Raw genomic sequence first — 24,241 nt, 5'->3', positions numbered from 1 at the left:
CCATGGCCCTGTGCCCGAGCGGTCAGGGGCGCGCCTGCAAAGCGCGTATACGCCGGTTCGAATCCGGCCGGGGCCTCCCATTGCCATCCACTGTGGCGTCCCAGCGGCGCGGCCGCGATGCCGAATCGGCCGGCGGCCTATCCGCGCAGTGCGGCGATCAGCTCCGGCAGTGGTTCGATGACGAGGAACGTGCCTCCGGTCGGGTCGGCGATGTACGCCGCGGTGCCGATGCCGGCGTCCACCGGCCCGGCGAGCACCCGCCCGCCCAGCTCAGGCGTACGCGCCACGACTTCGGCGCAGTCGTCGACCTGGAGGATCGTGCGCCAGTGCGGCGGCGTGCCGGGAGGGTAGTGTCCGCCGTCCATCATGCTGATCCCGCCGACGACCCGTTTCGCCGAGATCCACTCGTAGTACTCGTGCTCCTCGGTGGCGGTTCCGACCTGTTGGGTCCAGCCGAACACCTTGCCGTAGAACGCGGCAGTCCCCAAGGTGTCGCGAGTGACGACCTCGCTCCAGGTCACCGCGCCGGGCTCGTCGATGACCTCGGCGCCGGCGAACGAGACGCCGAGGGTCGTTCCGTGTTGCCAGGCTCCGACGACGGCGCCGAGGGAGTCGGCGTACACGGCTGACCGGCCTCGGTCGCCCCACTCGGTGCTCGGCCCCAGCACGTCGCCGCCGGCTTCGAGCACCAGCTGCGAGGTGGTGTCGATGTCGTCGGTGGAGATGTGCGTCAGCCAGCCCGGCCGCTGGCCTCCGCCGTCGCGGATCTCGGCGAGACCGGCCACGGCCAAGCCGCGCAGGAGGAATACGGTGGCGCCGTTGCTCGTCGCCGTCGTCCAGCCGAAGAGGCCGGCGTAGAACTCCGTGGTGGCGGCGACATTGGCGCTGTAGTGCACCGCCCAGCACGGCGTTGCTGCGGCATAGCCTCGTACTCGCACGGAGTGTTCCTCTCTCAGCCGGACGTGCCTCGGTGAGTCACCATAGGACAGGCGCGCGTGGTGTTGATCAACCAAAGAGCCCATACGCCTCCGCGATGCGGAGGACTCGTTGTCGACTGTCGAGTCATCCTCGATTCGGTACCGTGCGCGCGTGGGTATCTACCTGGTCGACATCTCGGCTGACAGTTGGGCCCAGGACGAGGTCTCGTACGGCATCGGCTCGCTGCTCGACCGTGCCCTCGCCGAGCGGGGTGCCGGGCCGTACGCCGGGCCGTTGCGGGAGGTGCCAGCTGAGGAGAGCTTCGAGGAGAAGATCTCCCCAGAGTTGGACGGCTTCTCCGAGATGTGCGACCGTCACGGTGCCCGGGATGTGCTCGACGCCGCCCTGTTCGTCCCGACGGCGTTCGACGGCTTGATCACGCTTCCGGTTGGCAACGCGTACGACGAGGAGAGCACTCGGGTGGTCAGCGCCCACCGGCTGCGGGACCTGGTCGCGCCGATGGCCGCCGAGATCGGTCTGCCGGCTGACCTGCCGCGCGGCCCGCTTGCGTTGAGCACCAGCATCGAGGATCCGGTCACCTTCTACGTCGCGGTGTATCGGCAGGCAGCCGAGCACTCTCTGCGCCACGGCTGCCCGATGGGCTACGTCTGACGTCGCGTCAGGCGTACCCGTGGGTGTGGGCCTTGGCGAGCAGTTCGACGATCTCCGAGGTGGAGGCGGTCTGGCCGAGGAGCGGGAAGATCCGTTCGACGCTGTGGCGGTGTGCCTCCGGGTTCAGATCCGCCATGGCGTCCGTCGCGAGCGTGACGTGATAGCCGTGGTCGTACGCGGCGCGGGCGGTTGACTCGACGCCGATGCTGGTGGTGAGCCCGGCCAGGACGATCTGGGTGACGCCGCGGCGGCGTAGCTGCAGGTCGAGATCGGTGCCGTGGAAGGCGCCCCAGGTGCGCTTGGTGACGACGATGTCGTCGGGGTGCCCGGCAAGGTCGTCGACGATGGCATCCCAGTTCTCCGGCAGGGAGCCGGGGTGGGGTGGGAGCTCGTTGCGGCCCGGAGCGGCATCCGATCCGTCCGCGCGGGCTGTGACCCGGACCAGGACGACGGGGGCCTGGTGGTCGTGGAAGGCGCGGGCGAGTTCGACTGCGCGGGCGACCACCTCGGTGCCGCTGGCGGGCGTGACGGGGGCGTTGACCGTGGCGTTCTGCAGGTCGATGACGACCAGTGCGCTGGACGAGTCGAGAGTGGTGATTGTCATGAGTTCTGCCTTTGCGGTTGGGCGGCTCGGCCGCGGTGTCTGATGAGTAGTTCGGGGCCAGTGGTGTTGTCGTCGCGTGGATCCGGGCGGCGGGGCAGTAGGAGCGGACTGGCCAGGATCAGCAGTCCCGCGACCGCGATGGCGGTGCGTGGACTGGTGGCTTCGGCGAGCAGCCCGCCGAGCGCGCTGAGGATGGCGATGGCGGCGCTGCTGCTGATCGACCAGGCGGACAGGGTGCGGGCGGTGCGGTCTTTGGGGGTGTGTTCGAGCCGGTAGGTGGCGAGCACCGGGTTGTACAGGCTCATGCTGATGATGATCGCGAGTTCGACCGCGATGACCGTCACGAGTCCGGGGACGCCGGGCTGGACGAAGGCGAGGCCGATGAGCCAGATCGCCCGCAGCGTGCCGACGGTGCGAAGGATCCGATGCTGGCCGTACCGGGCCACGACACGCCGGGACAGACGGGAACCGATGAGCCCGCCGACGCAGGGTGCGGCGAAGGCGAGGCCGTACTGCCAGGGCGGGAAGTGCAGCTCGCCCAGCAACAGCACGGCCAGCAGCGGCTCGGTGGCCATGATCAGTCCGCCGACGAGCAGCTGGTTGAGGTAGAGCGCCCGCAGGACGGGATGGCTCAGGAGGTGCCGCCAGCCGTCGAGCAGCTCGGCGGGCTGGACCGCGCGCTTGTCGGAGCGCCGTGGATGCTCTTCGTGGCTGCGAATCGCCGTGAGGCCCAGCGCGGACAGCAGGTAGCTCAGCGCGTCGGCGAGCACGGTGGCCACCGGCCCGAACAGGCCGACCGCCGCGCCGCCGAGCGGTGGACCGACCGCGATGGAACTCCACGTCGTCGACTCGAATCGCGCGTTGGCCACGAGCAGGTCGTCCGGCTGGACCAGCGACTTGAGGTAGGAGCCGCTCGCGGCGGCGAAGGCGATCTTGGCGGCGGCGACCACGGCCGAGACGACCAGCAGCTGAACGACGCTGAGCCAGCCGAGGGCGTACGCGATGGGGATCGTCAGCATGGCCGCGAACCGGGCCAGATCCATCGCGATCATCACCGGCCGCTTGCGATGAAACTCCACCCATGGCCCGAGTGGCACCGCGATCAGCGCGCCCATCGCCGGGCCTACTGCTGACAGCGCGGACACTTGACCAGGGCTGGCGTGCAGCACCAGCACCGCGATCAGCGGCAGGGCGCCGAATCCCAGCCCCGAGCCGTACGCGCTGACCGCGTACGCGGCCCATAGCCATCCGAACTGCCGACCCAGGTACCGCTTGGCCGCCAAGGCTCGCACCTCCCCGGTGAACAACCCGCCGTTGACTGCGGTGATCAAAGCAAGGCCGGAGAGGTTGGATCAAACAACTGCATCGGCGGCGAGCCACAACCGAACGTTGTGAGGATAGGGTCTCGGCGTGGATCTCGACGCTGTGCGTACGTTCGTCGCCGCCGCTGATGCCGGCCAGTTCCAGGACGCCGCGGCCGCCCTGTCGATCACCCAGCAGGCGGTGTCCAAGCGCATCGCCGCGCTGGAGAAGGATTTAGGCGTACGGCTGTTCAATCGCACGGCTCGCGGCGCGCAGCTCACGATCGACGGTCAGGCGTTCCTGCCGCACGCTTGGGAACTGCTTCGGGTGGAGGCGCGCGCCGACGCCTCGGTGCGGCCGGGCCGGCGGGCGCTGCGGGTCGACGTCCATAGTCGACGGACCGCACCCGGGGTGCTGCTGCAAGAGTTCCACCGTACGCGTCCGCGCATCGAGCTGGATGTCGTGACGCTCGACGCCGACGTACACGGGGCGACGGCCGCCGTCGAGGCGGGGACGGTCGACGCCACCTTTCACGCCGTCACCGTCCCCGCGCGACAGTTGCCGACCGGGATCAAAACCGCGCGGGCGATCGACGAGCACCACGAGATCCTCGTCGGGCCACGTCATGCGCTCGCCAACGCCCGGTCCGTGACGCTCGCCCAACTCGCCGAACACCGCATCTGGATGCCCGGCATGGCCGACGGCACCGAGTGGGCCGCCTATTACGACGAACTGGCCGCCGCGTTCGGCCTCACCATCGACAGGGTCGGGCCGACCTTCGGCTACGAGGTGCTGCTGGCCGAGATCGCCGACTCGGCGGAACTGGCGACCTTGGCCGGTGAACGCACGCGATACCTGTGGCCCGACAGCTACGACCTGCGGCGTATTCCGGTGCTCGACCCGGCGCCGGTCTACCCGATGTCGATCATCTGGCGTGGCGACAATCCGCATCCCGCGCTCGTCGAGCTTCGCGATTTCCTCGGCTCCAGACGTGCGGGCACATCCGAGGAGAAGGTGTGGCTGCCGACGTGGGCGCAGCACGCACCGGCCTGAAGTTCGACGGTGAGACCCGCCCTACGATTGGAAGTAGTCCGACATCAGGCGGCCGACCCAGTCCGGCTGCTGGACGTCGTCCGGCAGGAACTCGGCCATCACCGGCTTCAAGTCGATGACCGGGGTGCCTGCCACCGCGTCGAGGCCCACCACGGTCAGTTCGCGGCCCTGGACGGACTCGATGCGGCAGGACGTCACCCCGATGCGGTTCGGCCTGCGCGGGCCGCGGCCGGCGAATACCCCGACGGGTGGCAGGTCCGCGCGTCCGCGGTTGGGACGGGGCTCGCGGAAGTCGCCGCCGTCCGGGAACTGGTCGAAGAGGAAGAGAACCTCCACGTGGGAGAAATCCTCCAGCCCCTGGAGACACTTGTCGCCGAAGCGCTCGTCGACGGTGATGGTGCTGCGTACGGCACCCCAATTGTCGGAGTCTTGGATGTCCGTCCGCGCGTTCTGGACGGTTCCGATCGGGGTGATCTCGAAGCTGAGCATGGTTTCTTTCCGATTCCTTGACGAGTAGTTGCAGACGAGTGGGGGCGGTTGATCAACCGGCGAGCAGCAGGGCGCTGGTCACCAGCATCACCGCAGCGGTGGCGGCATGGACTCCGTACGCGGTCGCCTTGGGTCCATTGCTGCGCAACACGATCAGCGCGTCGCCGATGGGTATGCCGGCGGCGGCCAGCATGAACCAGCCGAGGAGGTGAGGCGTCGCTCCCACCAGCAGGATGAGGATGAAGACCCCCGCGGCGATGTCGCGTACGGCCTTGACGCTCAGCCAGGCCCGGAAGGCGTGGTCCTCGGTCGGCGTCTCGGGGATGCCGAAGCCGGCGGCGGCCTGCGGCGCCAGGAAGGCGCTCACGCCCATGACGATGACGGCTACGCCGATCAGTCCGGTGAGCACGTCGGCGATGGTGGTGAGCATGGTTGTCTCCCTGAAACGAAGCGAATCGGTTGTGCGTCATGATCACCATCACGGTAGGTAGCCTGGGGCGCTGCGAGAAAGAAGGCACCTGGAAGTGCCTAGGGCACGGGCAAGGGGTGGAACATGGCGACGACGACCGCCGGTGAACGGCGTGAGCAGGCTAAACGCGACTATGACGCGTTTCTGGCGGGCTGCCCGACCCGCGAACTGCTGAGCACGCTCACCGACAAGTGGGCGGCCCTGCTGATCGCGGCCCTCGCCGACGGTCCACAGCGGCACAGCGAACTCGCCCGCCGCATCGCCGGCGTCAGCCAGAAGATGCTCACCCAGACCCTGCGGACGCTGGAACGCGATGGCCTGCTCAGCCGTACCGTGACCGCGTCGGTGCCGGCCCGCGTCGACTACGAGCTGACTCCGCTCGGCCACGACCTGTTCCCCGTCATGGTCGCGATCAAGACCTGGGCGGAGACTCACATGGATCGCGTCTTTGCGGCCCGCGCCCACTTCGACGCGCCGTCATGACGTCCATTCGGCGTGGACGTGTTCCTCGCTGACCTGACCGTCACCGGGGCGGCATGGGTGTGGCCGCGTCCGCGCGTAGGCCGTCGAGGGCGACCTGAAGCACCCTGCGCCAATCGGATTCGGGGACGACCGGTGCGATCCGGCCCAGTGCGACGAGTAGCAGCGAGATGTCCTCGGCGGTGACGTCGGGGCGCAGCTCGCCGGATTCCCGTGCGGCGTTCACCAGCTCCGCGATCAGCGGTCCCACCTGCTGGCGGCAGTGCTGGCGCGCGGTGTTGCCGGCCTGGCCGGGCAGCGCCTGGCAGTACGCGTCGAGCAGGCCGGGGGAGGCTGTCTGCCGGGTCAGCGCGTCGCCGAGGAAGTCGCTCAGGTCCAGCCAGGCCTGGCCGGTCCGGGCGGCGGTCGCCTGCTCGGCCCAGGAGGTGAACACGTGCTCCAGCGCCGCGTCGAGCAGCGCCTCCTTGGTGGGGAAGTGCCGGTAGAGGGTGCCCATGCCGACCTCGGCGCGGCGGGCGATCTCGCGTACGTCGACGTCGCTGCCGCGCTCGGCGATCAGCCCGGCCGCGGTTTCGAGCAGCCGGCCCCGATTGCGGGCGGCGTCGCTGCGCATGGCCGGTGATGTCATACACACACCCTACCGGAGCGATTGTTCCGGTTCAGTGCTACGGTCGGGAAAGGCGGAGCACGTGTTCCGCTTCACGTCGAGCGGGCCGACCAGGTCCGGCCGCCGGGACCGAGCGTGGTCACGTCGGCCCGATCCGGCACGCACGGCGGTGCTCGCTCGAGCCAGAAGGACGTCGCATGCCCACTCCGCTGTCCATCCTCGACCTAGCCCGCATCGGCCCCGGCGAGACCGCGCGCGAGAGCATCGCGGCCAGCGTCGACCTCGCGCGCACCGCAGAGGAGCACGGCTACGAGCGCGTCTGGTACGCCGAGCACCACAACATGCCGACGATCGCCTCCTCGGCGCCTGCTGTGCTGATCGCGCACATCGGCACGGCCACCCGCAAGATCCGGCTCGGCGCGGGCGGGGTGATGCTGCCCAACCACACGCCGCTGACCATCGCCGAGCAGTTCGGCACTCTCGACGCGATGTATCCGGGGCGCATCGACCTCGGCCTGGGCCGTGCTCCCGGCTCGGACCAGAACACCATGCGCGCCCTGCGCCGCGACGCGCAGTCGGCCGAGGCGTTCCCGCAAGACGTGCAGGAACTGCAGGCGTACCTCGCTGGGCGGTCGCGCATCCCGGGCGTGGACGCGGTGCCGGGCAAGGGTTCCGAGGTCCCGCTCTACATCCTGGGCTCGTCGCTGTTCGGCGCGACCCTGGCCGCCGCGCTCGGCCTGCCGTACGCGTTCGCCTCCCACTTCGCACCGCAGGCGCTGGAGGCGGCCGTGGCCGCGTACCGGCGGGATTTCCGGCCGTCCGAGCAGCTCGACCGGCCCTACGTGATCGCCGGCGTCAACGTCGTCGCCGCGGACACCGCCGCCGCGGCCCACGAGCAGTTCCAGGCCACCCGCCGGACGTTCGCCACGGGCCTGTTCGGGCGCGGGCAGAGCTTCACCGACGAGCAGGCCGACCAGCTCCTGGCGCAGGGCGCGGGCGCGCACGTCGACCAGATGCTGAAGTACTCCGCCCTCGGCACACCCGCCGAGGTGCGCGAGTACCTCGAAGGTTTCGTGAAGCAGTCGGGTGCCGACGAGCTGATCGTCGCCCACCACGCCACCGGCGAGGCACGACTGCGCTCGGTCGCACTGCTGGCCGAGGCGATGCAGCCCGCCAACGCCTGACCGAGTGGACGATCTTCCGGGTGACGGCGTGGGCCGCCACCCGGAAGCGGGCCTACCGTGCGGCGCGTACGGTGCGGCTCAGTGTCGCCGCCAACGCCAGCAGCGCAAGCCAACCAGCGAGTGCGAAGGTCAACGCCGGGGCGCCGATCACGGCGATCGAGGCTCCGGCGGCCATCGTGCCGACAGCGCCCGCCCCGGTGGTGAGGGTGTCGACGGCGCTGGTCACGCGGCCGCGCAGGTTGTCCGGGGTGACCCGCAGCCGGTAGGAGTCCAAGGCGACCGTGTAGATCGGCGTGACCACCGATTCGGCGAACGCGACGGCCAGCAGCAGCCACCAGGTGGGCACCAGGGCGTAGAACGGGAAGGCGAGCGCCTCGATCCACAGCATGGCGATCGACAGCTTGCCGAGCGGGAACCGCCGGGCCAGCCGACCGGCGAGCAGACTGCCGGCGAACGCACCCACTCCAGCGCCGGTGAACACCAGGCCGACCTGGGCCGGGTTCGCGTGCAGGCGCTGGGCCAGCATCACGATGAGCAGATATCCGGCACCGAACCGCAGGCTGTCCCCGGCGTCGAGCAGGGCCAGGGTACGGATGACCCGCCGTCGCCACAGCCAGCCCAGGCCGTCGCGGATGTCGGCGAGCAGCTGCCGTGGTGATGCCGACGCGGTTGGATTCGCCTGCTGGAAGCCGGTCCGGATCGATCGCAACGCCACCGCCGACACCAGGAACGACACGGCATTGACGCCGAATGGGACCATCCGCCCCAGCGCGTACGCGGCACCGGCGACGGAGGCGCCCCCGATGCGGACCAGATTGGCCAGGGCGCCGACCGCACCCAGGGCGCTGGGCAGCTCAGCCGGGCTGACGATGTTCGGCAGCGCCGAGCTGTTGGCCGCGCCGAACAACGTGCCGAGCAGGCCGTTGAGGATCGCGACCGCGTACAACTGCGGCAGGGCCAGCGCGTCGGCGGCCGCGGCGATCGGGACTGTCGCGGTCAGCAGACCGCGACCGAGATCGCACCAGATCATCGTGCTCTTGCGGTTCCAGCGGTCGGCCAGCGCTCCCGCGACCAGACCGAAGACGAGATAGGTGATGGTCTGCGCGCCGAGCACCAGACCGGCTTGGGTCGCCGAGCCGGTCAGCGCCACGACGACCAACGGCAGGGCGAGGAACTGGAGCTGGTCGCCTACCTGGGAGACGAGCCGGCCGCCGATCAGGAGCCGGAAATCGGGCCGGCGCCACAGGCCACGCGCGGGGGCAGCGGCGGCGGGTTCCGCCGGGATGAGGGTGTCCATGATGAGTCCTGTCCAGAAGTACCGGGCAAAGGGATCGCTGGACGCGCGGCACCGTCAGAAATGGCCCGGGAAAAGGGCAGACTCCACCTGCGCGTCGGACTCGACAGCTATTCCCTGCGCAGGCTGAACATGGTTCAACATCCTAACGTGGGGATCAGGTGATCGCTACCGGTCTTCGGCTCGGCCGCGTGCGACCGCGCGCCGTCGGCGAGAAACAATGAGGCTCGGCCGTCGGAAGGATCAAGAGCGTGAAGAAGTACCTCCTCTTCGATCATGACGGCGTCCTGGTGGACACCGAGCTCTGGTATTACCGGGCCGGCGAACGCGCCTTGGCCGACATCGGGGTGGCCCTGGACAAGGATCGATACCTGCGGGACATGAGCCAGGGAGTGGGCACCTGGGCACAAGCCAGGGCGGCCGGTGTCGACGAGCCGACCATCGACCGGCAGCGCGCGGTTCGCAATGACTACTACCAGGAATATCTCCGAACCGAGGCCATCGAGATCGAGGGCGTCGTCGAGACTCTTGCCGAGCTGTCGAAACACGCCCGCATGGCGATCGTGACGACTGCCAAGCGTGTGGACTTCGACCTCATCCATGCCGAGCGGCAGATCAAGCAGTTCATGGACTTCGTTCTCGTCCGCGAGGACTACCAGCTCGCCAAGCCGCACCCGGAGCCGTATCTGACCGGCTTGCAGCGCTTCGGAGCCGCCAAGGAGGAAGCCTTGGTGGTGGAGGATTCGTCCCGTGGGCTGAACTCCGCCGTGGCGGCCGGGATCGACTGTGCCATCGTCCACAACGAGTTCACGAAGGCGCACGACTTCGCGCAGGCGAGCTACCGCATCGAACGGCTGAGTGAATTGACGGACATCCTGCGGGCTACTTAGATTTCGTCCGCCCCGACGGCTTGGCCTTGAGGGGATTGTCCGGCCAGGGATGGTTCGGGTATCGGCCGCGCAACTCGGAGCGTACGGACAGGTAGCCGTTCTGCCAGAACGATTCGAGGTCCGCGGTGACCGCCGCTGGGCGGCGCGCCGGCGACAGCAGGTGCAGCACGAGCGGAACCCGTCCACCGGCGAGGGTGGGCGCCTGAGCCGTGCCGAACATCTCCTGAACCTTCACGGCGAGGAACGGCGCGGTGGGGTCGGTGTAGTCGACCTGGATCCGCGAACCACTCGGAACCTCGATGCGGTCGGGTGCGTACTCGTCGAACTGGGCGGCCTGCGCCCACGGCAACAATCGGCGCAGCGCCGTGGCGACGTCGATCCGCGCCAAGTCGGCGCGGTTGCGCGCTTTGGCGAGCGCCGGCCCCAGCCAGCTCAGGTCGGCGAGGAGTGCGGTGTCGTCCACGGCCGGCCACGGTTCGCCGAGCGTGTGGTTCAGGAAGGCCAAGCGTTCGCGTACGCCGGTCGCCTCGGGAGTCCAGCGCAGCAGCTTGAGCCCTTGGCGGCGTAGCCCTTCGCCGAGCGCGGCGGCGACCTGCTGCGGATCGGGTTTGGTGAGCGGCCGTTCGGTGAGCACGATCGCGCCCAGCCGGGTGCGGTGCCGGGCGAGCACGTCCCCACCGGTCCAGGTCACTTCGCCGCCGTCGGCGTACAGCGATTCGGCGGCGACCTTCGCCGTCTCGGCGTCGATCGGGGCGGCGAGCCGGATCCGGGCGGCGGCGTTGCCGGGCTGGCGGTCCGCATCGGCGATGGCCAGCCATTCCATGCCGCTGAGCGAAGTCTCGGGAGCCAGTTCCGCAGCGGTCCCGCCGGTCATCAGGTAGACCCGCCCGCCTGCTTTGCGTACCCGTCCGATCCGTTCGGGAAAGGCGAGCCCGACGAGCAGCGCGGCGGCGAGATCTGCCGACGAGCTGCCGGCCGGCCGATGGGACGCGATGCCGCCGGCCAGCCGGCGAGCTTCAGTCCGCCACGCGGCGGTGGCGCCCGGTTCAGCGTTGCCGCGCAACCGCCGCAGCGCCGCCGGCAGGTCATCGGTGCTCGTCCGCACGTCGGCCGAGAGCAGCGCGACCACTTCCGCGGCGACCGTGCTGCCGACGATCTTGGACCCGTCGAGCAGGGCCCGGGCCAGCCGCGGATGCGCGCCGACGTCGGCGATGTCACGGCCGCGCGCGGTGACCCGGCCGGCGTCATCGAGCGCGCCGATCGCGGTCAGGGTTTCTCTGGCCACCTGCGCGGCGGCCGCGGGCGGCTGATCGAGCAGGGCGAGCCCGGCTCCGTCGGTCCGGCCCCAGTAGGCCAGGTGCAGCACGAAGGCGGTGAGGTCGGCGCCCGCGATCTCCGGGTCGGCGTGCGCGGGGAGCCGCGCATGGTCGTGCTCGGACCAGCATCGGTAGACCCGTCCCGGCGCTTCCCGGCCCGCCCGGCCGGCCCGCTGGGTGGCGGCGGCCCGCGAAGCCCGCACGGTCACGAGCGCACCGAGACCACGGCCATGGTCGATACGCGGTACCCGCGCCAGTCCAGCGTCGACGACGATGCGGACACCCGGGACGGTGAGGCTGCTCTCCGCGACGGCGGTGGCGAGCACGACGCGCCGGCGTACGCCTGGCCGCAGCGCGTCGTCCTGCGTCGAGGAGTCCTGCCGGCCGTGCAGGGTCACGACGTCGACCTCACGCAGACCACCGAGCCGGTGAGCGACCCCGCTGATCTCCGCCGCCCCGGGCAGGAAAGTGAGGATGTCGCCGGAGCCTTCGGCCAGGGCGCGCCGGACGACGGCCGCGACATGATCGAGCAGCCGAGGGTCGACCCGCAGCCCGTAGGGCGCGTCGACCGGGCCGGTGGGCGGAGTCCAGAACACCTCGACGGGATGGGTGATCCCCGCCGCGCTGACGATCCGGGCACCGGCGCCCATCGCCGCCGCGAGCCGCTCCGCCTCCGCGGTCGCCGAGGTCGCGAGCAGCATCAGGTCCGGACGCAGATGCGTACGGGAGTCGAGGGTGAAAGCGAGGGCCAGGTCGGTGTCGAGATGGCGCTCGTGGCATTCGTCCAGGACGACCGCCGCGACGCCGGACAGCTCCGGATCGCGGTGCAGCCGCTGGACCAGGACGCCCGTGGTGACGACTTCCACCCTGGTGTCGGCGCTGGTCCGGCTGTCGCCCCGAACCGTGTAACCGACCAGTTCGCCGACTCGCGTACCCGTCAGCTGAGCCATCCGGGACGCGGCCGCGCGGGCGGCGATGCGCCGGGGCTCCGCGACGATCACGCGGCCGGTGACCTCCTCAGCGAGCGCGAGCGGGACCAGCGTGGTCTTGCCGGAGCCCGGCGGCGCGACGAGGACGGCGGTGCCGGTCCCACTCAGCGCGGCGAGCAGTTCCGGCAGCGCGGCACGTACGGGCAGGTCGACGTCGGGCACCATGCCGCCAGTCTGCCCGATGCGACTCTTTCCCGCTTCAGCGCTGCGGCGTATAACTAACGTACTAGTTCGTACATTAGCTGTGCCGTGCTCCTGTCGCTGCCCCACCGTGAAGGAAGGCAAGGCTCGATGATCACAGCCGAACGCCCGTCGACAGTGGAACGCGTCGCCTCCCGGGAAGCGGTGCACCCGTACTGCGTCGCGACGGTATGTCTGTCAGGGACGTTGGAAGACAAGCTCGCCGCGGCGTCCGCCGCCGGGTTCACGAGCGTGGAGATCTTCGAAAACGACCTCATCGCCTCGGCCTGGTCGCCGGAACGCGTCCGCGACGAGTGCGCCCGCCGCGGCCTGACGATCGACCTCTACCAGCCGTTTCGCGACTTCGAGGCGGTGCCGCCCGACGTGTTCCGGGTGAACCTGCGCCGGGCCGAGCGCAAGTTCGAGCTGATGAGCCGGCTCGGCGCCACCACGATGCTGGTGTGCTCGTCCGAGTCGCCCGACGCCGTCGACGACGACGACCTCGCCGCCGAGCAGCTGCACGAGCTGGCCGAACGGGCGGCCGATCGCGGGCTGCGCGTCGCGTACGAGGCGCTGGCCTGGGGACGCTTCGTCGACACGTATCCGCACGCGTGGCGGATCGTCCGGCATGCCGGGCATCCCGCACTCGGGCTGTGCCTGGACAGCTTCCACATCCTGTCGCGGGGCGACGATCCCGCCGGGATCCGGACCATCCCCGGGCACAAGATCTTCCACCTCCAACTGGCCGACGCGCCCCAGCTCAAGATGGACGTCGTGGAATGGAGCCGGCACCATCGGCTGTTCCCCGGCCTCGGCTCCTTCGACCTCGCGACCTTCACCCGCGACGTCCTGGGCACGGGCTACGCCGGCCCGCTGTCGCTGGAGGTCTTCAACGACGTGTACCGCCAAGCGGACCCCCGGCAGGCGGCGATCGACGGCATGCGGTCGCTGCTGATGTTGCAGGAGTCCGCCGAGCCCCGCGAACCCGTCCGGGCCAACGGCATACCGCGGGCGCCGTCGCTCGGCGGGATCGTGTTCACCGAACTGGCCGTCGACGAGGTGTCCGAACCGCTCGTCGCGCGTACGCTGACCGCGCTCGGCTTCGTCCACAGTGGTCAGCATCGATCCAAGCCGGTGCAGCTCTGGCAGCAGGGCAGCGCCCGCATCCTGCTGAACTCGGCGTCGCTGCGTACCGTCGCACCCGGGACGGCCGCGATCTGCGCCGTCGCGGTGGACAGCAGCGACCCAGCGGTGTCGGCCGAACGAGCACAACGGCTGCTGGCGCCGGTGCTTCCGCGCGTACGCCAACCCGACGAGGCGGACCTGGCGTCGGTCGCAGCCCCGGACGGCACCGCGGTCTTCTTCTGCCGGGCCGCCGCCGAGGACGAGGGCTGGGCACGGGACTTCGCCCTCACCGGACGGCCGCCACGCAGCGAAGGCCTCGTCACCGGCACCGACCACATCTCGCTGACCGAGTCGGTCGACGACTTCGATCAAGTGGCCCTGTTCTACCGGTCGGTGCTGGGGCTGCGCTCGGACCCGGCGACCGAGCTGGCCGCGCCGTTCGGGCTGATCCGCAGCCGGTCGGCCACCGACCCGCAGCACCAGGTACGCATCACGCTGAACACCGCGCCGTTCCGCCGGGGCGCGTGGTCACCGGCGGTGCCGAACCCGCAGCACGTCGCGTTCGCCACCGACGACGCGATCACCACCGCGCGAGCGATGCGTGAGCTGGGCGCGCCGCTGCTGAAGATCCCCGACAACTACTACGACGACCTCGACGCCCGGCTGGACCTGCCCCCGGAGCAGCTGGCCGCGCTGCGGGAGAACTCGATCCTCTACGACCGCGACGAGCACGGCGAATACCTGCACTTCTACACCGAGCTGCTCGGCACGCGGCTGTTCTTCGAGGTCGTGCAGCGCACCGGCGGCTACATCGGCTTCGGCGCGCCGGCCAGCATCCCGGTACGCATGGCGGCCCACCGCCAGCGGCGACTGACCGTGCTCCGTGACCATCCGGCCGGGCTGGACGGCGGCGCGACGCGCGACTACTCACTCGCTCATCTGACCGCGTTGAGCCTGTCGCCGCCCGAACTGGTCGACGCCGCCGCGGAGGCCGGCTACCGGTACGTCGGCCTGCGTTTGACCAAGGTCACCCCGCAGGAGCCGCACTACCCGCTGGCCACCGACCCGGCGTTGATGCGTACGACGAAGGTGCGCCTCGCGGCGACCGGCATCGAGGTGCTCGACATCGAGCTGGCCCGGATCGGGCCGAACGAACACCCGCGGGACCTGATGCGGTTCCTGGAAGCCGGCGCCGAACTCGGCGCGCGGCACGTCATCACGCAGCTGCCCGACCCCGACCGGTCCCGCAAGATCGACCGGTACGCCGAGCTGTGCCAGCTGGCGCAGCCCCTGGGGCTGACCATCGACCTGGAGTTCCCGTCCTGGACGGAGACCCCGGACCTGACCGAGGCGACCCGGGTCCTCCGCGCGGCCGCTCAGCCCAACGCCGGGATGCTGGTGGACCTGTTGCACTTCGCCCGTTCCGGCTCCAGCATCGCCGATCTGCGGGAGCTGCCGCCGGAGTGGTTCCACTTCGCCCACGTGTGCGATGCGCCCGCGCTCGTGCCCGCCACGGTCGAGGGCGTGATTCACACCGCCAGGTTCGAAAGGTTGTTCCCGGGCGAGGGCGGCATCGACGTTCACGGCATCCTCGCGGCCCTGCCGCCGACGATCCCGTACGCGCTGGAGATCCCCCGCGCGACGCTGGTCGCCCAGGTCGGCGGGAAGGAACACGCCCGGCTGGCGATCGCCGCCACCCGCCGGCACCTCGACCGGGTAGTGGCGCGCTAGGACAGGGAAAGGCGCCGCCCGGCCGAGAACCGGACGGCGCCTGAATACGCACCTACTTGCAGAACGGCGTCTTGCCCATGGTGGCGTGTGCTTGCCGGACGGCGCCGAATGCGGTGTCTACTTGCAGAACGGCGTCTTGCCCATGGTGGATTCGATGCCGCCGACCAGCAGCCGCTGGAACTCGGCCGCGCCGGCGAACGAGCCGTCGGTGACGAACTCCTTGGCGTCGTGGCCCAGGGTGGTCAGGAAGGCACGTCCGCCGTCGTAGTACTGGCACCACGCGACCGGGTGGAAGTCGCCGTGCCCGGGGTGCCCCATCGACCCGGCGACGCCGCGTACCAGGGTGTCCTCTTCGACGGTGGCGAGCACGCGGACCCGGGACGGGAACGGCACCAGGTTGTACCACTCGTCGGTGAACTGCCACTGCGCCGGCAGATCCTTGGTGGACACGTCCTTCTTGTCCACGGTACGCACGGTGCCGCTCTGCGCCGGCCCGTGATCGTAGTAGTTCGCGCCGCCGAGCAGGCCCTCGTACCACGGCCAGTTGTACTCGGTGCCGAACGCGTTGTGGACGCCGACGAAGCCGCCGCCACCCCGGATGTACTGCCGCAGCGCGGCCTGAGCCGCGTCGTCGAGGGTGTCGCGGGAGGTGCTGAAGAAGATGACGGCGTTGTAGCGGAACAACTGGTTGGGCGAGGAGACCTGGCTGAGGTCCTCGGTGTAGTCGACGCCGAATCCGTTGTCCTCGCCCAGTTTCACGACGGCGTTCTGCACGACGTTCGCGGCCGTCAACGGGGGATTGAGGCCGGTGGCCAGCGCCGGGCCGAGGTTCGCGTGCCGGGGTCCGGCGGTCCGGGTGAACAGCAGGACCTTGTACCCGTCGGCCGGGTCGAAGTTGCCCCAGTCGTGGTAGCACCGCTCGTCGGTGCCCCGGCAGACGCCATAGTCCGGGTCGCCGAGCTGCTGGGCTCCGCGGACGACGCCGTGACCGTTGTCGGCCGCCGACGGCAGACCGGTGACGGCGGCGACGGCGAGCGTGGCGACGACGCTGATCACGGCGGTGACTGCCACCGCGAGGCGGGTCTTGGTGATGGACGGACGCACGATGTCTCCTCCAGGGTTAGTAGACCTCGACCTTGCCGGTCGGCCGGGGGCTGAAGCAGTCGTTGAAGAAGTACTCGCCCTTCTTCGTGAAGGTGTAGGTGAAGGACTCGCCCGGCTGGAGGCGTACGTCGAACAGGCCCTCGAAGAACTGCGTGGCGCCGTGGACGTTGACGTTGTCGGCCGGGTTGACGAAGGTGACGGTGGTGCCGACGGGCACGCGCAGATGCGTGGGCGCCATCGCGTTGACGGCGGTGGACTCGACGGTGCCGACGGTCCCGGTCGTCGCGTTGTAGGTGCGCGCCAGGACGACCGTGTTGCCGACGACGCTGCCCTCGACCGGCCCGCCCGACACCGGGCGGCGTACCACCGGCGGGGTCGGCGTCGGCGCGGGCGCCACCGTGCCGCCGAGCTTGAACGCCCACAGGAAGTCGCCCCGGGGCGCCGAGTCGCCGTAGGGGATGCTGGTGCCACCGGCGTACACAGCGATGTACTGCTGGCCGTCGATCTCGTACGCGATCGGGCTGCTGCTGATGGCGGCGCCGCACTGGAACCGCCACACCTCGTGCCCGGTGTGCGCGTCCAGGCCGAGCAGGTTGCCGTCGGGCTGGCCGATGAACAGCAGGTTCCCCGCCGTGGTGAGGACCCCGTTGCCGTGCGCCAGCGAGTAGGGCAGGTGCCGCTTCCACTTGACCCGGTTGGTGGACGGGTCGACCGCCACGACGCCGCCGGTCTGGTATTCGCCGGGCGGGCGCAGGCCGTTGCTCGCCTCGGTGAGCGAGTGCGCGGCGGCGACGTAGCCGAACCCGGTGTAGACCAGGCCGGTGCTGTGACTGTAGGACTGCGCGGCCCAGTCCGCCCCGCCGCCGTGCCCGGGGACCGACAGGATCGGCACGTCCCAGTGCGGGTCGTAGAGCGCTCCTTGGACGTAGTTGGGCACCGCCCGGTTGGGATCGCCGGGCACGTCGGTCCCGAGCGGCTGGTCGACGACGCGGTTCTCGGTCCAGCCGCCCTGCCGGGGGAACGGCTGGGTCGGCCAGGTCTTCTGCCGCGGCTCCTGCGGCACCGCGACCTCGTCGATGCCCAGCGGCGCGGTGCCGTCCTCGCGGTCGAGGATGAAGTACATGCCGGACTTGCTGCCGTAGACGACCAGCTTGCGCATCCGGCCGTGGATCCGCGTGTCGACCAGGACCGGCGCCATCGTGTTGTCCATGTCCCAGATCCCGTGGTGGATGGACTGGAAGTGCCACCGGTAGGCGCCGGTCTTGAGGTCGATCGCGACGATCGAACTGGAGAAGAGGTTCTCGCCGCCCCGCTGCGATCCGTCCTGAGAGGAGTTGCTGCCCCGGACGTTGCCGAAAGCCCAGTAGACCAGCCCCAGGTCCGGATCGATCGCCGGGTGCATCCACGGTGCCGTCCCGCCGACCTGCCAGGAGTCGCCCTCCCAGGTCTCGTTGCCGATCTCACCCGGGCCGGGGCAGCCCCAGAAGTGCCAGACCACGTCGCCGGTGCGAGCGTCCAACGCCAGGGCTGCGTTGCGCGCCGAGTCGTGCGTACCGACGTAGAGCAGGCCGTCGTAGTAGGTGACGGCGACCTTCTCCATGCCGCCGTACCCGTTGATCTGCTTCTCCCAGACGACCGCGCCGGTCTCCTGGTCGAGGGCGATGATCCAGTTGCCGCGCCCGTGGGTGAAGACGTGGCCGTCGCCGACGGCCACGCCGCGGCGGGTCAGGCTGCCCCGGGTCTGCCGGTAGACCCACTTGATCTCGCCGGTCCGGCCGTCGACGGCGAACACGTTGCCCGGTGCGGACTCGATGTAGAGCACGCCGTCGACGACGACCGCGGTGCTCTGGTTGTTGCCGGTGGTCAGCCCGCCCTCGATGCGATTGAGCCAGGCGCCGCCGAGCCGGCGGACGTTGCCGTGGTGGACCTGCCCGAGGGAGCTGTAGTTCTGGTTGCCGTAGTTGCCGCCGACCTTGGGGAAGTCACGCCCGCCGGGGGTCGTGCATCCCGGTCGGCCGACACTCGCGGCACTCTCGGGGTCCGCGCCCACTGCGGCATCAGCAGGCGCTGGTACGCCGAGAGCCGGGGCCACGGTCGCGCCGACGGCTGTCGCCGCCGCGCTGGTGAGCAGGGTACGTCGTTGGATCTCTGCCATGTGCTGGTCACCTCGCCGTTGATCTACTGAGGACTTCGGAGGGGACGGGCCCGGCGACGCGATCGGCGGCCGGGCGGTCCTGGGTAGAGCGTGGTCCACCAGACGGACCGGTTGTACCACCTAGAGGTACGATCAATATAGGACCGCGACTATCGGCGCGCAAGAAGCAGGCCGTACGCGGACATCCGCGTACGGCCTGTGGATTCGTCCTCAGTAGACTCGTCAGGCGGTGGTGAGGTAGCCGACGACCATGTCGCCGAGCATGGCGCGGTAGTGCTCCCGCTGCGGCGGATCGAGCAGATCGCGGCCGAAGATCGCGCCGATCGTGTGGCGGTTGGCGACCCGGAAGAAGCAGTACGAGCTGATCATCACGTGGAGGTCGATCGCGTCGCAGTCGGCGCGGAACAGCCCGTCCGCACGGCCGCGCCGCAACAGGTCGTCCAGCAGCTGGATGACGGGCGTACCGAGGTCGACCTGGCCGACGAGTTCCTTGACGTGCTCCGCGCGGTGGATGTTCTCGACGCTGACGAGGCGGATGAAGTCAGGGTTGGCCTCGTGGTGGTCGAAGGTCGTCTCGGCGATGCGGCGTACCGCCATCACCGGGTCCAGGTGAGCGACGTCGACCTGCTGCTCGGCTTCGCGGATCCGGGCGTACGCCCGTTGCAGCACGGCGATGTAGAGCTGCTTCTTGTTGGCGAAGTAGTAGTAGATCATCCGCTTGGTGGTCCGGGTCAGCGCCGCGATCTCGTCGACACGGGCTCCGTCGAATCCGCGTTCGGAGAACTCGGCGGTGGCGACGTCCAGGATCTCGTTGCGCGTACGCTCCCGGTCGCGTACCGGCTCGGTCGCCGCGGGCACCGCGGCCGTCGAGGTCATCGGCGCATCTCCTCCTGCTGGTTCGACGCCGCCCGGCGGGACGTCGCCGGCGAAAGTCGCTAGAAGCCTCTCACGAGGGGTTGACATCACCAAGACAACTAACGTACTAGTTCGTACATTAGCTTCGTTCGGTGGCCTCGTTCCTTGGCCCGCGCGGTAGCGGAGGCGATCTGGTGTCCGGTGGACGGTACGTCGTGGGGCTGATCGGGTCCGGGATCACCGGCTCGTTGAGCCCGGCGCTGCACGAGCGGGAAGCCGACGAGCTGGGGCTGCGCTACGTCTACCAGATCCTCGACCTCGACGTGCTGGGCCTCGGCGTTCAAGACACGGCGATGCTGGTGGCCGAGGCGAAGCGGCTGGGCTTCGCCGGGCTGAACATCACCCATCCCTGCAAACAAGCGATCGTCAGCCACCTCGACGAGCTGTCCGAAGACGCCGCGACGCTCGCCGCCGTCAACACCGTCGTGTTCACCGGCGGGCGCAGCATCGGCTACAACACCGACTGGTCCGGCTTCGCCGCCGGGTTCTCCCGCAATCTCGGCGGCGCCCCTCGCGACGACATCGTCGTGCTCGGCGCGGGCGGGGCCGGCTCGGCCGTCGCGTACGCCCTACTGCGCCTCGGCGTGTGCCGGCTGACCGTGGTCGACGTGGATTCGGGCCGGGCAGAGCGGCTGGTCGAGGGCCTCCATCCGGTGATGACGGACGGGCAGACGATCGTCACCGGTTCGCCGCAGGATCTGAAGGCCCGGCTGGCCGACGCCGACGGCCTCGTCAACGCGACCGCGGTGGGGATGACCCCCGATCCCGGTACGCCGCTGCCGCCGGAGCTGTTGCATCCCCGGCTGTGGGTGGCCGACGTCGTCTACCGGCCGCTGGAGACGCCGCTGCTCGCGTACGCGCGCCGGATCGGCTGCCGGACGCTCGACGGCGGCGGCATGGTGACCTATCAGGCGGCGGAAGCCTTGCGCCTGATCACCGGCGTCACCCCCGACGCCGAGCGCATGTACGCCCACATGCGCCAGTTGACCAGCGGCGGCGACTCCGCCGATCACGGATGACCGGCCATGCGGCCCGCCGACGGATTACGGGGAGAGATCGGCCGGCAGGATGCCGGGCGGGATGGGGCCCTTGTTGCGGCGGCCCTGTTGCAGCTCCTCCCAGCTGTGGGCGAGGATGCCGACGCTGCGGCTCAGGACGAACAGGCCGCGGGCGAGCGGTGCGGCGAACCCGAGTTCCGCGTAGATGACGGCGGTCGCGCCGTCGATGTTCATCGGGACCGGACGACGGCCCGGCCGGACCAGCGCCGCCTCGACGGCCAGCCCGGCAGCCAGGTAGCGGCCGTCGACCACGCCGTCGGCGACCGCCTGCTCGACCAGGCCGAGCAGGGGATCGCGGCGCGGGTCGTGCGGGTGGAACCGGTGGCCGAAGCCGGGCAGGTATCGGGACCGCTGCCGCCATTCGGCGATCGTGTCGGAGGTCGCCTGGCCGAGCTCAACGCCCTGGTCCTCGCGTACGCAGATCTCGGTCAGCAGCTCGACGCACTGCTGACCGGCCCCGCCGTGCGAGTCGCCGAGCAGGTTGACGCCGGTGGCCATCGCGTTGTTCAGGCCGACGCCGCAGGTCGCGGCCATCCGCGCGGCGGCGATCGAGGGAGCGTGCGGCCCGTGATCCACTGCGGACACCAGCGCTGCCTCCAGCAACCGGGCGGCTCGTGGATCCGGCAGTTCTCCGCGCAGCATCAGCCAGACCATCTCGGCGAACCCGACCGTGCCGATGAGGTCCTGGATCGGGCGGCCGCGCAGCTCGACGACTCCGGGCTCCATGTGGGACACCGCGGTGCCCCACCAGTTCGCGACGTCCTCGACGCTGGTCATCGAACCTCCGCCCGTCCATCGCGCGACGCGGACGAGCCCGACGCCGCAGATGCCGCCTGCCAGCGGGCGGTCAGCTCGGCGATCTCCGCGTTGTGCTGGCCCAGCAGTGGCGGCGGTTCGGCCGCCCGGGACCGCCGGCCGTCGATGAGCATCCCGTTGCCACTGACCCGCAGCGACCGGGGCGTGCCCTCGGGCGCGCCCGTCGAGTCGGGGAACGGCAGGTCGATGAAGAACTCGCGGTGGCGCAGCTGGTCCAGTTCGGTCGTCTCGGGCACGGTCAGAATCCGGGCCGCGGGGACGCCCACCTCGATCAGGGCGCTCTCCCACTCCAGCGCGGTACGCCCGCCGAGCGCCTTGTTCAGCTCGCGGTTGAGGTCTTCGCGATGGCGTTTGCGGCCTTCGGGCACGGCGAACCGGGGATCGGCGACGAGGTCCGGGCGGGCGACGACATGACACAGAGCCTCGAACTGACGCTGCTGGTTGGCGGCGATGTTGAGCGGGCCGTCGGCGGCCTCGAAGGTGCCGGATGGGGCGGCGGTGGCGTTCTGGTCGCCCATCGCGGCCGGCGGCTGGCCGGCGACGAGGTAGTTGGAGACCGGCCAGCCCATCGCGGACACGGACGCCTCCAACATGGACACGTCGATGAAGCTGCCCTCGCCGGTGCGGTCGCGCCCGGCCAGCGCCGCGGCGATCGCCAGGGCCGCGCTGAGCCCGCCGATCGTGTCGCAGACCGGGAAGCCGACGCGCTGCGGCGCGGTGTCCGGCGTACCGGTGATGCTCATCATCCCGGACATGCCTTGGATGATCTGGTCGTACGCCGGCGCCTGACTCATCGGGCCGGTCTGGCCGAAGCCGCTGATCGCGCAGTAGACCAGTCTCGGATTCAGCTCGCGCAGGCGTGGCCAGCCGAACCCGAGGCGGGCCAGCACACCGGGCCGGAAGTTCTCGACGAGCACGTCGGCGGCGGTGATCAGCCCGGTGAAGGCAGCCCGGCCCGCGGCGTCCTTCAGGTCCAGCTCGACGGACTTCTTGCCGGCGTTCTGAGCCAGGAACGACGCGCCGATCCCTCGGTCGTTGAGGCCGGGATCGGCGCCGAGCATCCGGGCCAGGTCGCCCTGCCCGGGCACCTCGATCTTCACCACCTCCGCGCCCAGCAGCATCAGCTGGTAGGTGCAGTACGGCCCGGCCAGCACGTTGGTGAGGTCGAGCAGCCGGATGCCACTGAGCGGACCGTCGGGCATGCGCGTACTCCTTCGAGGGGTGCCGAGGCACCGAGGCGGCGGTTAGGTCTGGGAGCCGACCGGCTCGAAGCCGCGGTCGGACATGCGCTTGGCCATTTCCTTGAGGTCGGCGACGAACTCGACGATCCGCGGCTCGGTGAAACGCAGGGTCGGCCCGCTGAGCGACAGGGCGGCCACGATCGTGCCCGAGCGGCCGACGATCGGGACGGCCACCGCGGACAGCCCGTCCTCGCGTTCGCCGTGGCTGACGGCGAAGCCTTGCACGGCCGCCTCGTCGATCCACTCCTGCAGGCGCCGGACGTGGCTTTCGCCGTAGGGGGAGCTGCGGGCGACCCGGGCCAGCAGGGCCGGGCTCGCGTCGCGCAGCAGGACTTTGGCCGTCGCGCCGGCCCACATGGGCAGCTCGTCGCCGACGTGCACGACATGTCGCAGCGGTTGCGGGCTTTCCTGCTGGGCGATGCAGACGCGGTAGATGTCGCGCGGCACGTAGACGTTGACCGTCTCGCGCCGCCGCGCGGCCAGCTCCCGCATCATGCGCTTGGTCTCCGGCGGCAGTTCCCAGCTGCTGCGGGCCAGGTGCGCCCAGCGCCAGAGCCCGGGACCGGCCATGTAACCGCCGGCGGTCGCCCACACCAGGCCGCTCTGCTCCAGCGTGGACACCAGCCGGATGACGGTGGTCTTGGCCAGGCCGGTCGCCTCCACGATCTCGCGGACGGACACGACGGGACGTTCCTCGGTCAGCAACGCGAGGATGTCGAGCGCCCGCTGCACACTGCGGACACCCTGCTGCTCGGACTCGGTCGTCCCGCTGCGGTCGTCGCCGGGCTGCCCGCCCGACGGAGAGTTCGCCGACCTCACGGTTCCTCGCTTCCTGTGCTCCGGGCGCTTGCCTTCGAAGACACGGTCAGGCCTGTGGTTGGCCCGATTGTCCCTGACCGTGTTCCCGGATCGTCGTTTCACACGTCCGTAACGTTCTGGACTCGCCCTCTTGCCAGACCGACCGGACGACCGTACCTTACACCTAGTCCGCACAGTGGTCTAGTAGTACCGCAGAGCGGTACAGAGATCGAATGGAGCGCACCAATGCTCGACGCCATCCTCCAAGCGCGAGCCGATGACGCTGTGGTCGACGCGCCTTCGCTGGTCGCGGGTCGATGGGTGACCGAGGGCGTCTGGGCCGACCGGCTCGGGCCCTACGCGCGCCGCGTCGTCAGTCGCGCGCCGACGGCGTCCGATGAGGACATCCGCACGGCGTTGGCGTACGCGCCGCAGGCGGCCAAGGTGATGGCCCGGCTGGCTCCGGCGACGCGGGCCGACATCCTCGAAGCGGCCGCGGTCGCCGCGCAGGTCCGCCGCGACGACTTCGCCCGGCTGATCGCCCTGGAGCTGGGCAAGCCGGTCAAAGACGGGCGCGGCGAACTGGAGCGCGTCGCGGACACCTTCCTGGTGTGCGCGGCCGAGGCACGCCAGATCGGTGGCGACATGCTGCCGGTGGCCGGCTGGGCGCGCGGCGTCGGCAACACGGCGTTGACCTATCGTGCTCCGGCCGGCGTCGCGCTGGCGATCACCCCGTTCAACGCCCCGGCCAACCTGCTGGCGCACAAGCTCGGCGCGTCCTTCGCGGCGGGGAACACGACGATCGTCAAGGCTCCGCCGCAGGCGCCCGCTGTGTCGGCCGCCATCGTGGC

General features: G+C 70.3%; 22 protein-coding genes and 1 tRNA gene. 9 read left to right on the top strand and 14 right to left on the bottom strand.

The annotated features are described in order from the left end of the window. The first annotated feature begins 4 nt into the window (after positions 1-4). Positions 5-76: transfer RNA gene (locus AB0M47_RS18560), tRNA-Cys, on the top strand. A gap of 61 nt (positions 77-137) precedes the next feature. On the opposite strand, the gene AB0M47_RS18555 is transcribed toward AB0M47_RS18560, so the two are convergent. Then, positions 138-938, bottom strand: a complete 801-nt coding sequence (locus tag AB0M47_RS18555; RefSeq protein WP_363414855.1) for a VOC family protein — start codon at positions 936-938, stop codon at positions 138-140. Positions 939-1,089: 151 nt separating this feature from the next. Between AB0M47_RS18555 and AB0M47_RS18550 the strand changes: the two genes are divergently transcribed. Continuing rightward, positions 1,090-1,590 carry a hypothetical protein gene (locus tag AB0M47_RS18550; RefSeq protein ID WP_363414852.1) on the top strand — a complete coding sequence of 167 codons (501 nt, stop codon included), beginning with the start codon at positions 1,090-1,092 and terminating at the stop codon, positions 1,588-1,590. A 7-nt stretch (positions 1,591-1,597) separates the two neighbouring features. On the opposite strand, the gene AB0M47_RS18545 is transcribed toward AB0M47_RS18550, so the two are convergent. Both AB0M47_RS18545 and AB0M47_RS18540 read right to left on the bottom strand, forming a co-directional pair. Then, the gene (locus AB0M47_RS18545; RefSeq protein WP_363414849.1) at positions 1,598-2,194 is read right to left on the bottom strand and encodes an isochorismatase family protein; all 597 of its coding nucleotides are present in this window, start codon (positions 2,192-2,194) and stop codon (positions 1,598-1,600) included. Then, entirely contained in the window at positions 2,191-3,525 is a 1,335-nt protein-coding gene (locus tag AB0M47_RS18540; protein WP_363414846.1) for an MFS transporter, read from the bottom strand. The genes AB0M47_RS18545 and AB0M47_RS18540 overlap by 4 nt, the downstream gene beginning before the upstream one ends. Positions 3,526-3,604: 79 nt before the next feature. Here AB0M47_RS18540 and AB0M47_RS18535 point away from each other — a divergent pair, with 79 nt between their 5' ends. Continuing rightward, on the top strand, positions 3,605-4,549 hold the full coding sequence (locus AB0M47_RS18535; RefSeq protein ID WP_363414843.1) for a LysR family transcriptional regulator: 945 nt from the start codon (positions 3,605-3,607) through the stop codon (positions 4,547-4,549). Between the two features lie 21 nt (positions 4,550-4,570). On the opposite strand, the gene AB0M47_RS18530 is transcribed toward AB0M47_RS18535, so the two are convergent. Beyond that, positions 4,571-5,038, bottom strand: a complete 468-nt coding sequence (locus AB0M47_RS18530; protein WP_363414840.1) for an SAM-dependent methyltransferase — start codon at positions 5,036-5,038, stop codon at positions 4,571-4,573. 52 nt (positions 5,039-5,090) lie between these two features. Beyond that, entirely contained in the window at positions 5,091-5,468 is a 378-nt protein-coding gene (locus AB0M47_RS18525; protein WP_363414837.1) for a DUF4267 domain-containing protein, read from the bottom strand. A gap of 123 nt (positions 5,469-5,591) precedes the next feature. On the opposite strand from AB0M47_RS18525, the gene AB0M47_RS18520 reads away from it, so the two are divergent. Further along, a complete protein-coding gene (locus AB0M47_RS18520; RefSeq protein ID WP_363414834.1) occupies positions 5,592-5,990 on the top strand; it encodes a helix-turn-helix domain-containing protein in 399 nt (132 codons plus the stop codon). Between the two features lie 40 nt (positions 5,991-6,030). Here AB0M47_RS18520 and AB0M47_RS18515 read toward each other — a convergent pair whose 3' ends face one another. After that, the gene (locus AB0M47_RS18515; protein ID WP_363414831.1) at positions 6,031-6,615 is read right to left on the bottom strand and encodes a helix-turn-helix domain-containing protein; all 585 of its coding nucleotides are present in this window, start codon (positions 6,613-6,615) and stop codon (positions 6,031-6,033) included. Between the two features lie 176 nt (positions 6,616-6,791). Between AB0M47_RS18515 and AB0M47_RS18510 the strand changes: the two genes are divergently transcribed. Beyond that, entirely contained in the window at positions 6,792-7,778 is a 987-nt protein-coding gene (locus AB0M47_RS18510) for an LLM class flavin-dependent oxidoreductase (RefSeq protein ID WP_363414828.1), read from the top strand. Between the two features lie 52 nt (positions 7,779-7,830). On the opposite strand, the gene AB0M47_RS18505 is transcribed toward AB0M47_RS18510, so the two are convergent. Continuing rightward, complete coding sequence (locus tag AB0M47_RS18505) at positions 7,831-9,075, bottom strand: MFS transporter (protein WP_363414825.1); 1,245 nt, start codon at positions 9,073-9,075, stop codon at positions 7,831-7,833. A gap of 248 nt (positions 9,076-9,323) precedes the next feature. On the opposite strand from AB0M47_RS18505, the gene AB0M47_RS18500 reads away from it, so the two are divergent. Next, a complete protein-coding gene (locus AB0M47_RS18500) occupies positions 9,324-9,962 on the top strand; it encodes an HAD family phosphatase (protein WP_363414822.1) in 639 nt (212 codons plus the stop codon). On the opposite strand, the gene hrpB is transcribed toward AB0M47_RS18500, so the two are convergent. Next, on the bottom strand, positions 9,955-12,432 hold the full coding sequence (gene hrpB, locus AB0M47_RS18495) for an ATP-dependent helicase HrpB (protein WP_363414819.1): 2,478 nt from the start codon (positions 12,430-12,432) through the stop codon (positions 9,955-9,957). The two genes, AB0M47_RS18500 and hrpB, sit on opposite strands and share 8 nt — an antisense overlap. A gap of 126 nt (positions 12,433-12,558) precedes the next feature. On the opposite strand from hrpB, the gene AB0M47_RS18490 reads away from it, so the two are divergent. Continuing rightward, a complete protein-coding gene (locus AB0M47_RS18490) occupies positions 12,559-15,303 on the top strand; it encodes a TIM barrel protein (RefSeq protein ID WP_363414816.1) in 2,745 nt (914 codons plus the stop codon). Positions 15,304-15,420: 117 nt separating this feature from the next. Here AB0M47_RS18490 and AB0M47_RS18485 read toward each other — a convergent pair whose 3' ends face one another. From AB0M47_RS18485 to AB0M47_RS18475, 3 genes are all read right to left on the bottom strand, one after another. Continuing rightward, the gene (locus AB0M47_RS18485; protein ID WP_363414813.1) at positions 15,421-16,407 is read right to left on the bottom strand and encodes a ThuA domain-containing protein; all 987 of its coding nucleotides are present in this window, start codon (positions 16,405-16,407) and stop codon (positions 15,421-15,423) included. Positions 16,408-16,423: 16 nt separating this feature from the next. Beyond that, positions 16,424-18,562 carry a PQQ-binding-like beta-propeller repeat protein gene (locus tag AB0M47_RS18480; RefSeq protein ID WP_363414810.1) on the bottom strand — a complete coding sequence of 713 codons (2,139 nt, stop codon included), beginning with the start codon at positions 18,560-18,562 and terminating at the stop codon, positions 16,424-16,426. Between the two features lie 222 nt (positions 18,563-18,784). Further along, complete coding sequence (locus AB0M47_RS18475; protein WP_363414807.1) at positions 18,785-19,438, bottom strand: TetR/AcrR family transcriptional regulator; 654 nt, start codon at positions 19,436-19,438, stop codon at positions 18,785-18,787. A 131-nt stretch (positions 19,439-19,569) separates the two neighbouring features. On the opposite strand from AB0M47_RS18475, the gene AB0M47_RS18470 reads away from it, so the two are divergent. Further along, positions 19,570-20,496, top strand: coding sequence for a shikimate dehydrogenase (locus AB0M47_RS18470; RefSeq protein WP_363414804.1), 927 nt, complete (start codon positions 19,570-19,572; stop codon positions 20,494-20,496). Positions 20,497-20,520: 24 nt separating this feature from the next. Here AB0M47_RS18470 and AB0M47_RS18465 read toward each other — a convergent pair whose 3' ends face one another. From AB0M47_RS18465 to AB0M47_RS18455, 3 genes are read right to left on the bottom strand one after another with little or no spacing between them, the layout of a single operon-like run. After that, positions 20,521-21,312 carry a citryl-CoA lyase gene (locus tag AB0M47_RS18465; RefSeq protein WP_363414801.1) on the bottom strand — a complete coding sequence of 264 codons (792 nt, stop codon included), beginning with the start codon at positions 21,310-21,312 and terminating at the stop codon, positions 20,521-20,523. After that, positions 21,309-22,553 carry a CoA transferase gene (locus AB0M47_RS18460; RefSeq protein WP_363414798.1) on the bottom strand — a complete coding sequence of 415 codons (1,245 nt, stop codon included), beginning with the start codon at positions 22,551-22,553 and terminating at the stop codon, positions 21,309-21,311. The genes AB0M47_RS18465 and AB0M47_RS18460 overlap by 4 nt, the downstream gene beginning before the upstream one ends. A 42-nt stretch (positions 22,554-22,595) precedes the next feature. Next, entirely contained in the window at positions 22,596-23,411 is an 816-nt protein-coding gene (locus tag AB0M47_RS18455; protein WP_363414795.1) for an IclR family transcriptional regulator, read from the bottom strand. Positions 23,412-23,636: 225 nt separating this feature from the next. Between AB0M47_RS18455 and AB0M47_RS18450 the strand changes: the two genes are divergently transcribed. Then, positions 23,637-24,241: aldehyde dehydrogenase family protein (locus AB0M47_RS18450; protein ID WP_363414792.1), on the top strand; the 605-nt coding region annotated here is incomplete at its 3' end.

It is taken from the genome of Hamadaea sp. NPDC051192, assembly GCF_040682475.1.
GTDB classification, from domain to species: domain Bacteria; phylum Actinomycetota; class Actinomycetes; order Mycobacteriales; family Micromonosporaceae; genus Hamadaea; species Hamadaea flava.
The sequence above is the reverse complement of the archived record's forward strand: the minus strand, read 5'-3'. Positions and strand labels throughout refer to the sequence as shown.

Bases quoted from the DNA above. Each gene is read 5' to 3' on its own strand.
- AB0M47_RS18515 (WP_363414831.1), bottom strand. From the start codon at position 6,615: ATGACATCACCGGCCATGCGCAGCGACGCCGCCCGCAATCGGGGCCGG.
- AB0M47_RS18545 (WP_363414849.1), bottom strand. From the start codon at position 2,194: ATGACAATCACCACTCTCGACTCGTCCAGCGCACTGGTCGTCATCGAC.
- AB0M47_RS18480 (WP_363414810.1), bottom strand. From the start codon at position 18,562: ATGGCAGAGATCCAACGACGTACCCTGCTCACCAGCGCGGCGGCGACA.
- AB0M47_RS18465 (WP_363414801.1), bottom strand. From the start codon at position 21,312: ATGACCAGCGTCGAGGACGTCGCGAACTGGTGGGGCACCGCGGTGTCC.
- AB0M47_RS18505 (WP_363414825.1), bottom strand. From the start codon at position 9,075: ATGGACACCCTCATCCCGGCGGAACCCGCCGCCGCTGCCCCCGCGCGT.
- hrpB (WP_363414819.1), bottom strand. From the start codon at position 12,432: ATGGTGCCCGACGTCGACCTGCCCGTACGTGCCGCGCTGCCGGAACTG.
- AB0M47_RS18525 (WP_363414837.1), bottom strand. From the start codon at position 5,468: ATGCTCACCACCATCGCCGACGTGCTCACCGGACTGATCGGCGTAGCC.
- AB0M47_RS18460 (WP_363414798.1), bottom strand. From the start codon at position 22,553: ATGCCCGACGGTCCGCTCAGTGGCATCCGGCTGCTCGACCTCACCAAC.
- AB0M47_RS18475 (WP_363414807.1), bottom strand. From the start codon at position 19,438: ATGACCTCGACGGCCGCGGTGCCCGCGGCGACCGAGCCGGTACGCGAC.
- AB0M47_RS18510 (WP_363414828.1), top strand. From the start codon at position 6,792: ATGCCCACTCCGCTGTCCATCCTCGACCTAGCCCGCATCGGCCCCGGC.
- AB0M47_RS18530 (WP_363414840.1), bottom strand. From the start codon at position 5,038: ATGCTCAGCTTCGAGATCACCCCGATCGGAACCGTCCAGAACGCGCGG.
- AB0M47_RS18490 (WP_363414816.1), top strand. From the start codon at position 12,559: ATGATCACAGCCGAACGCCCGTCGACAGTGGAACGCGTCGCCTCCCGG.
- AB0M47_RS18520 (WP_363414834.1), top strand. From the start codon at position 5,592: ATGGCGACGACGACCGCCGGTGAACGGCGTGAGCAGGCTAAACGCGAC.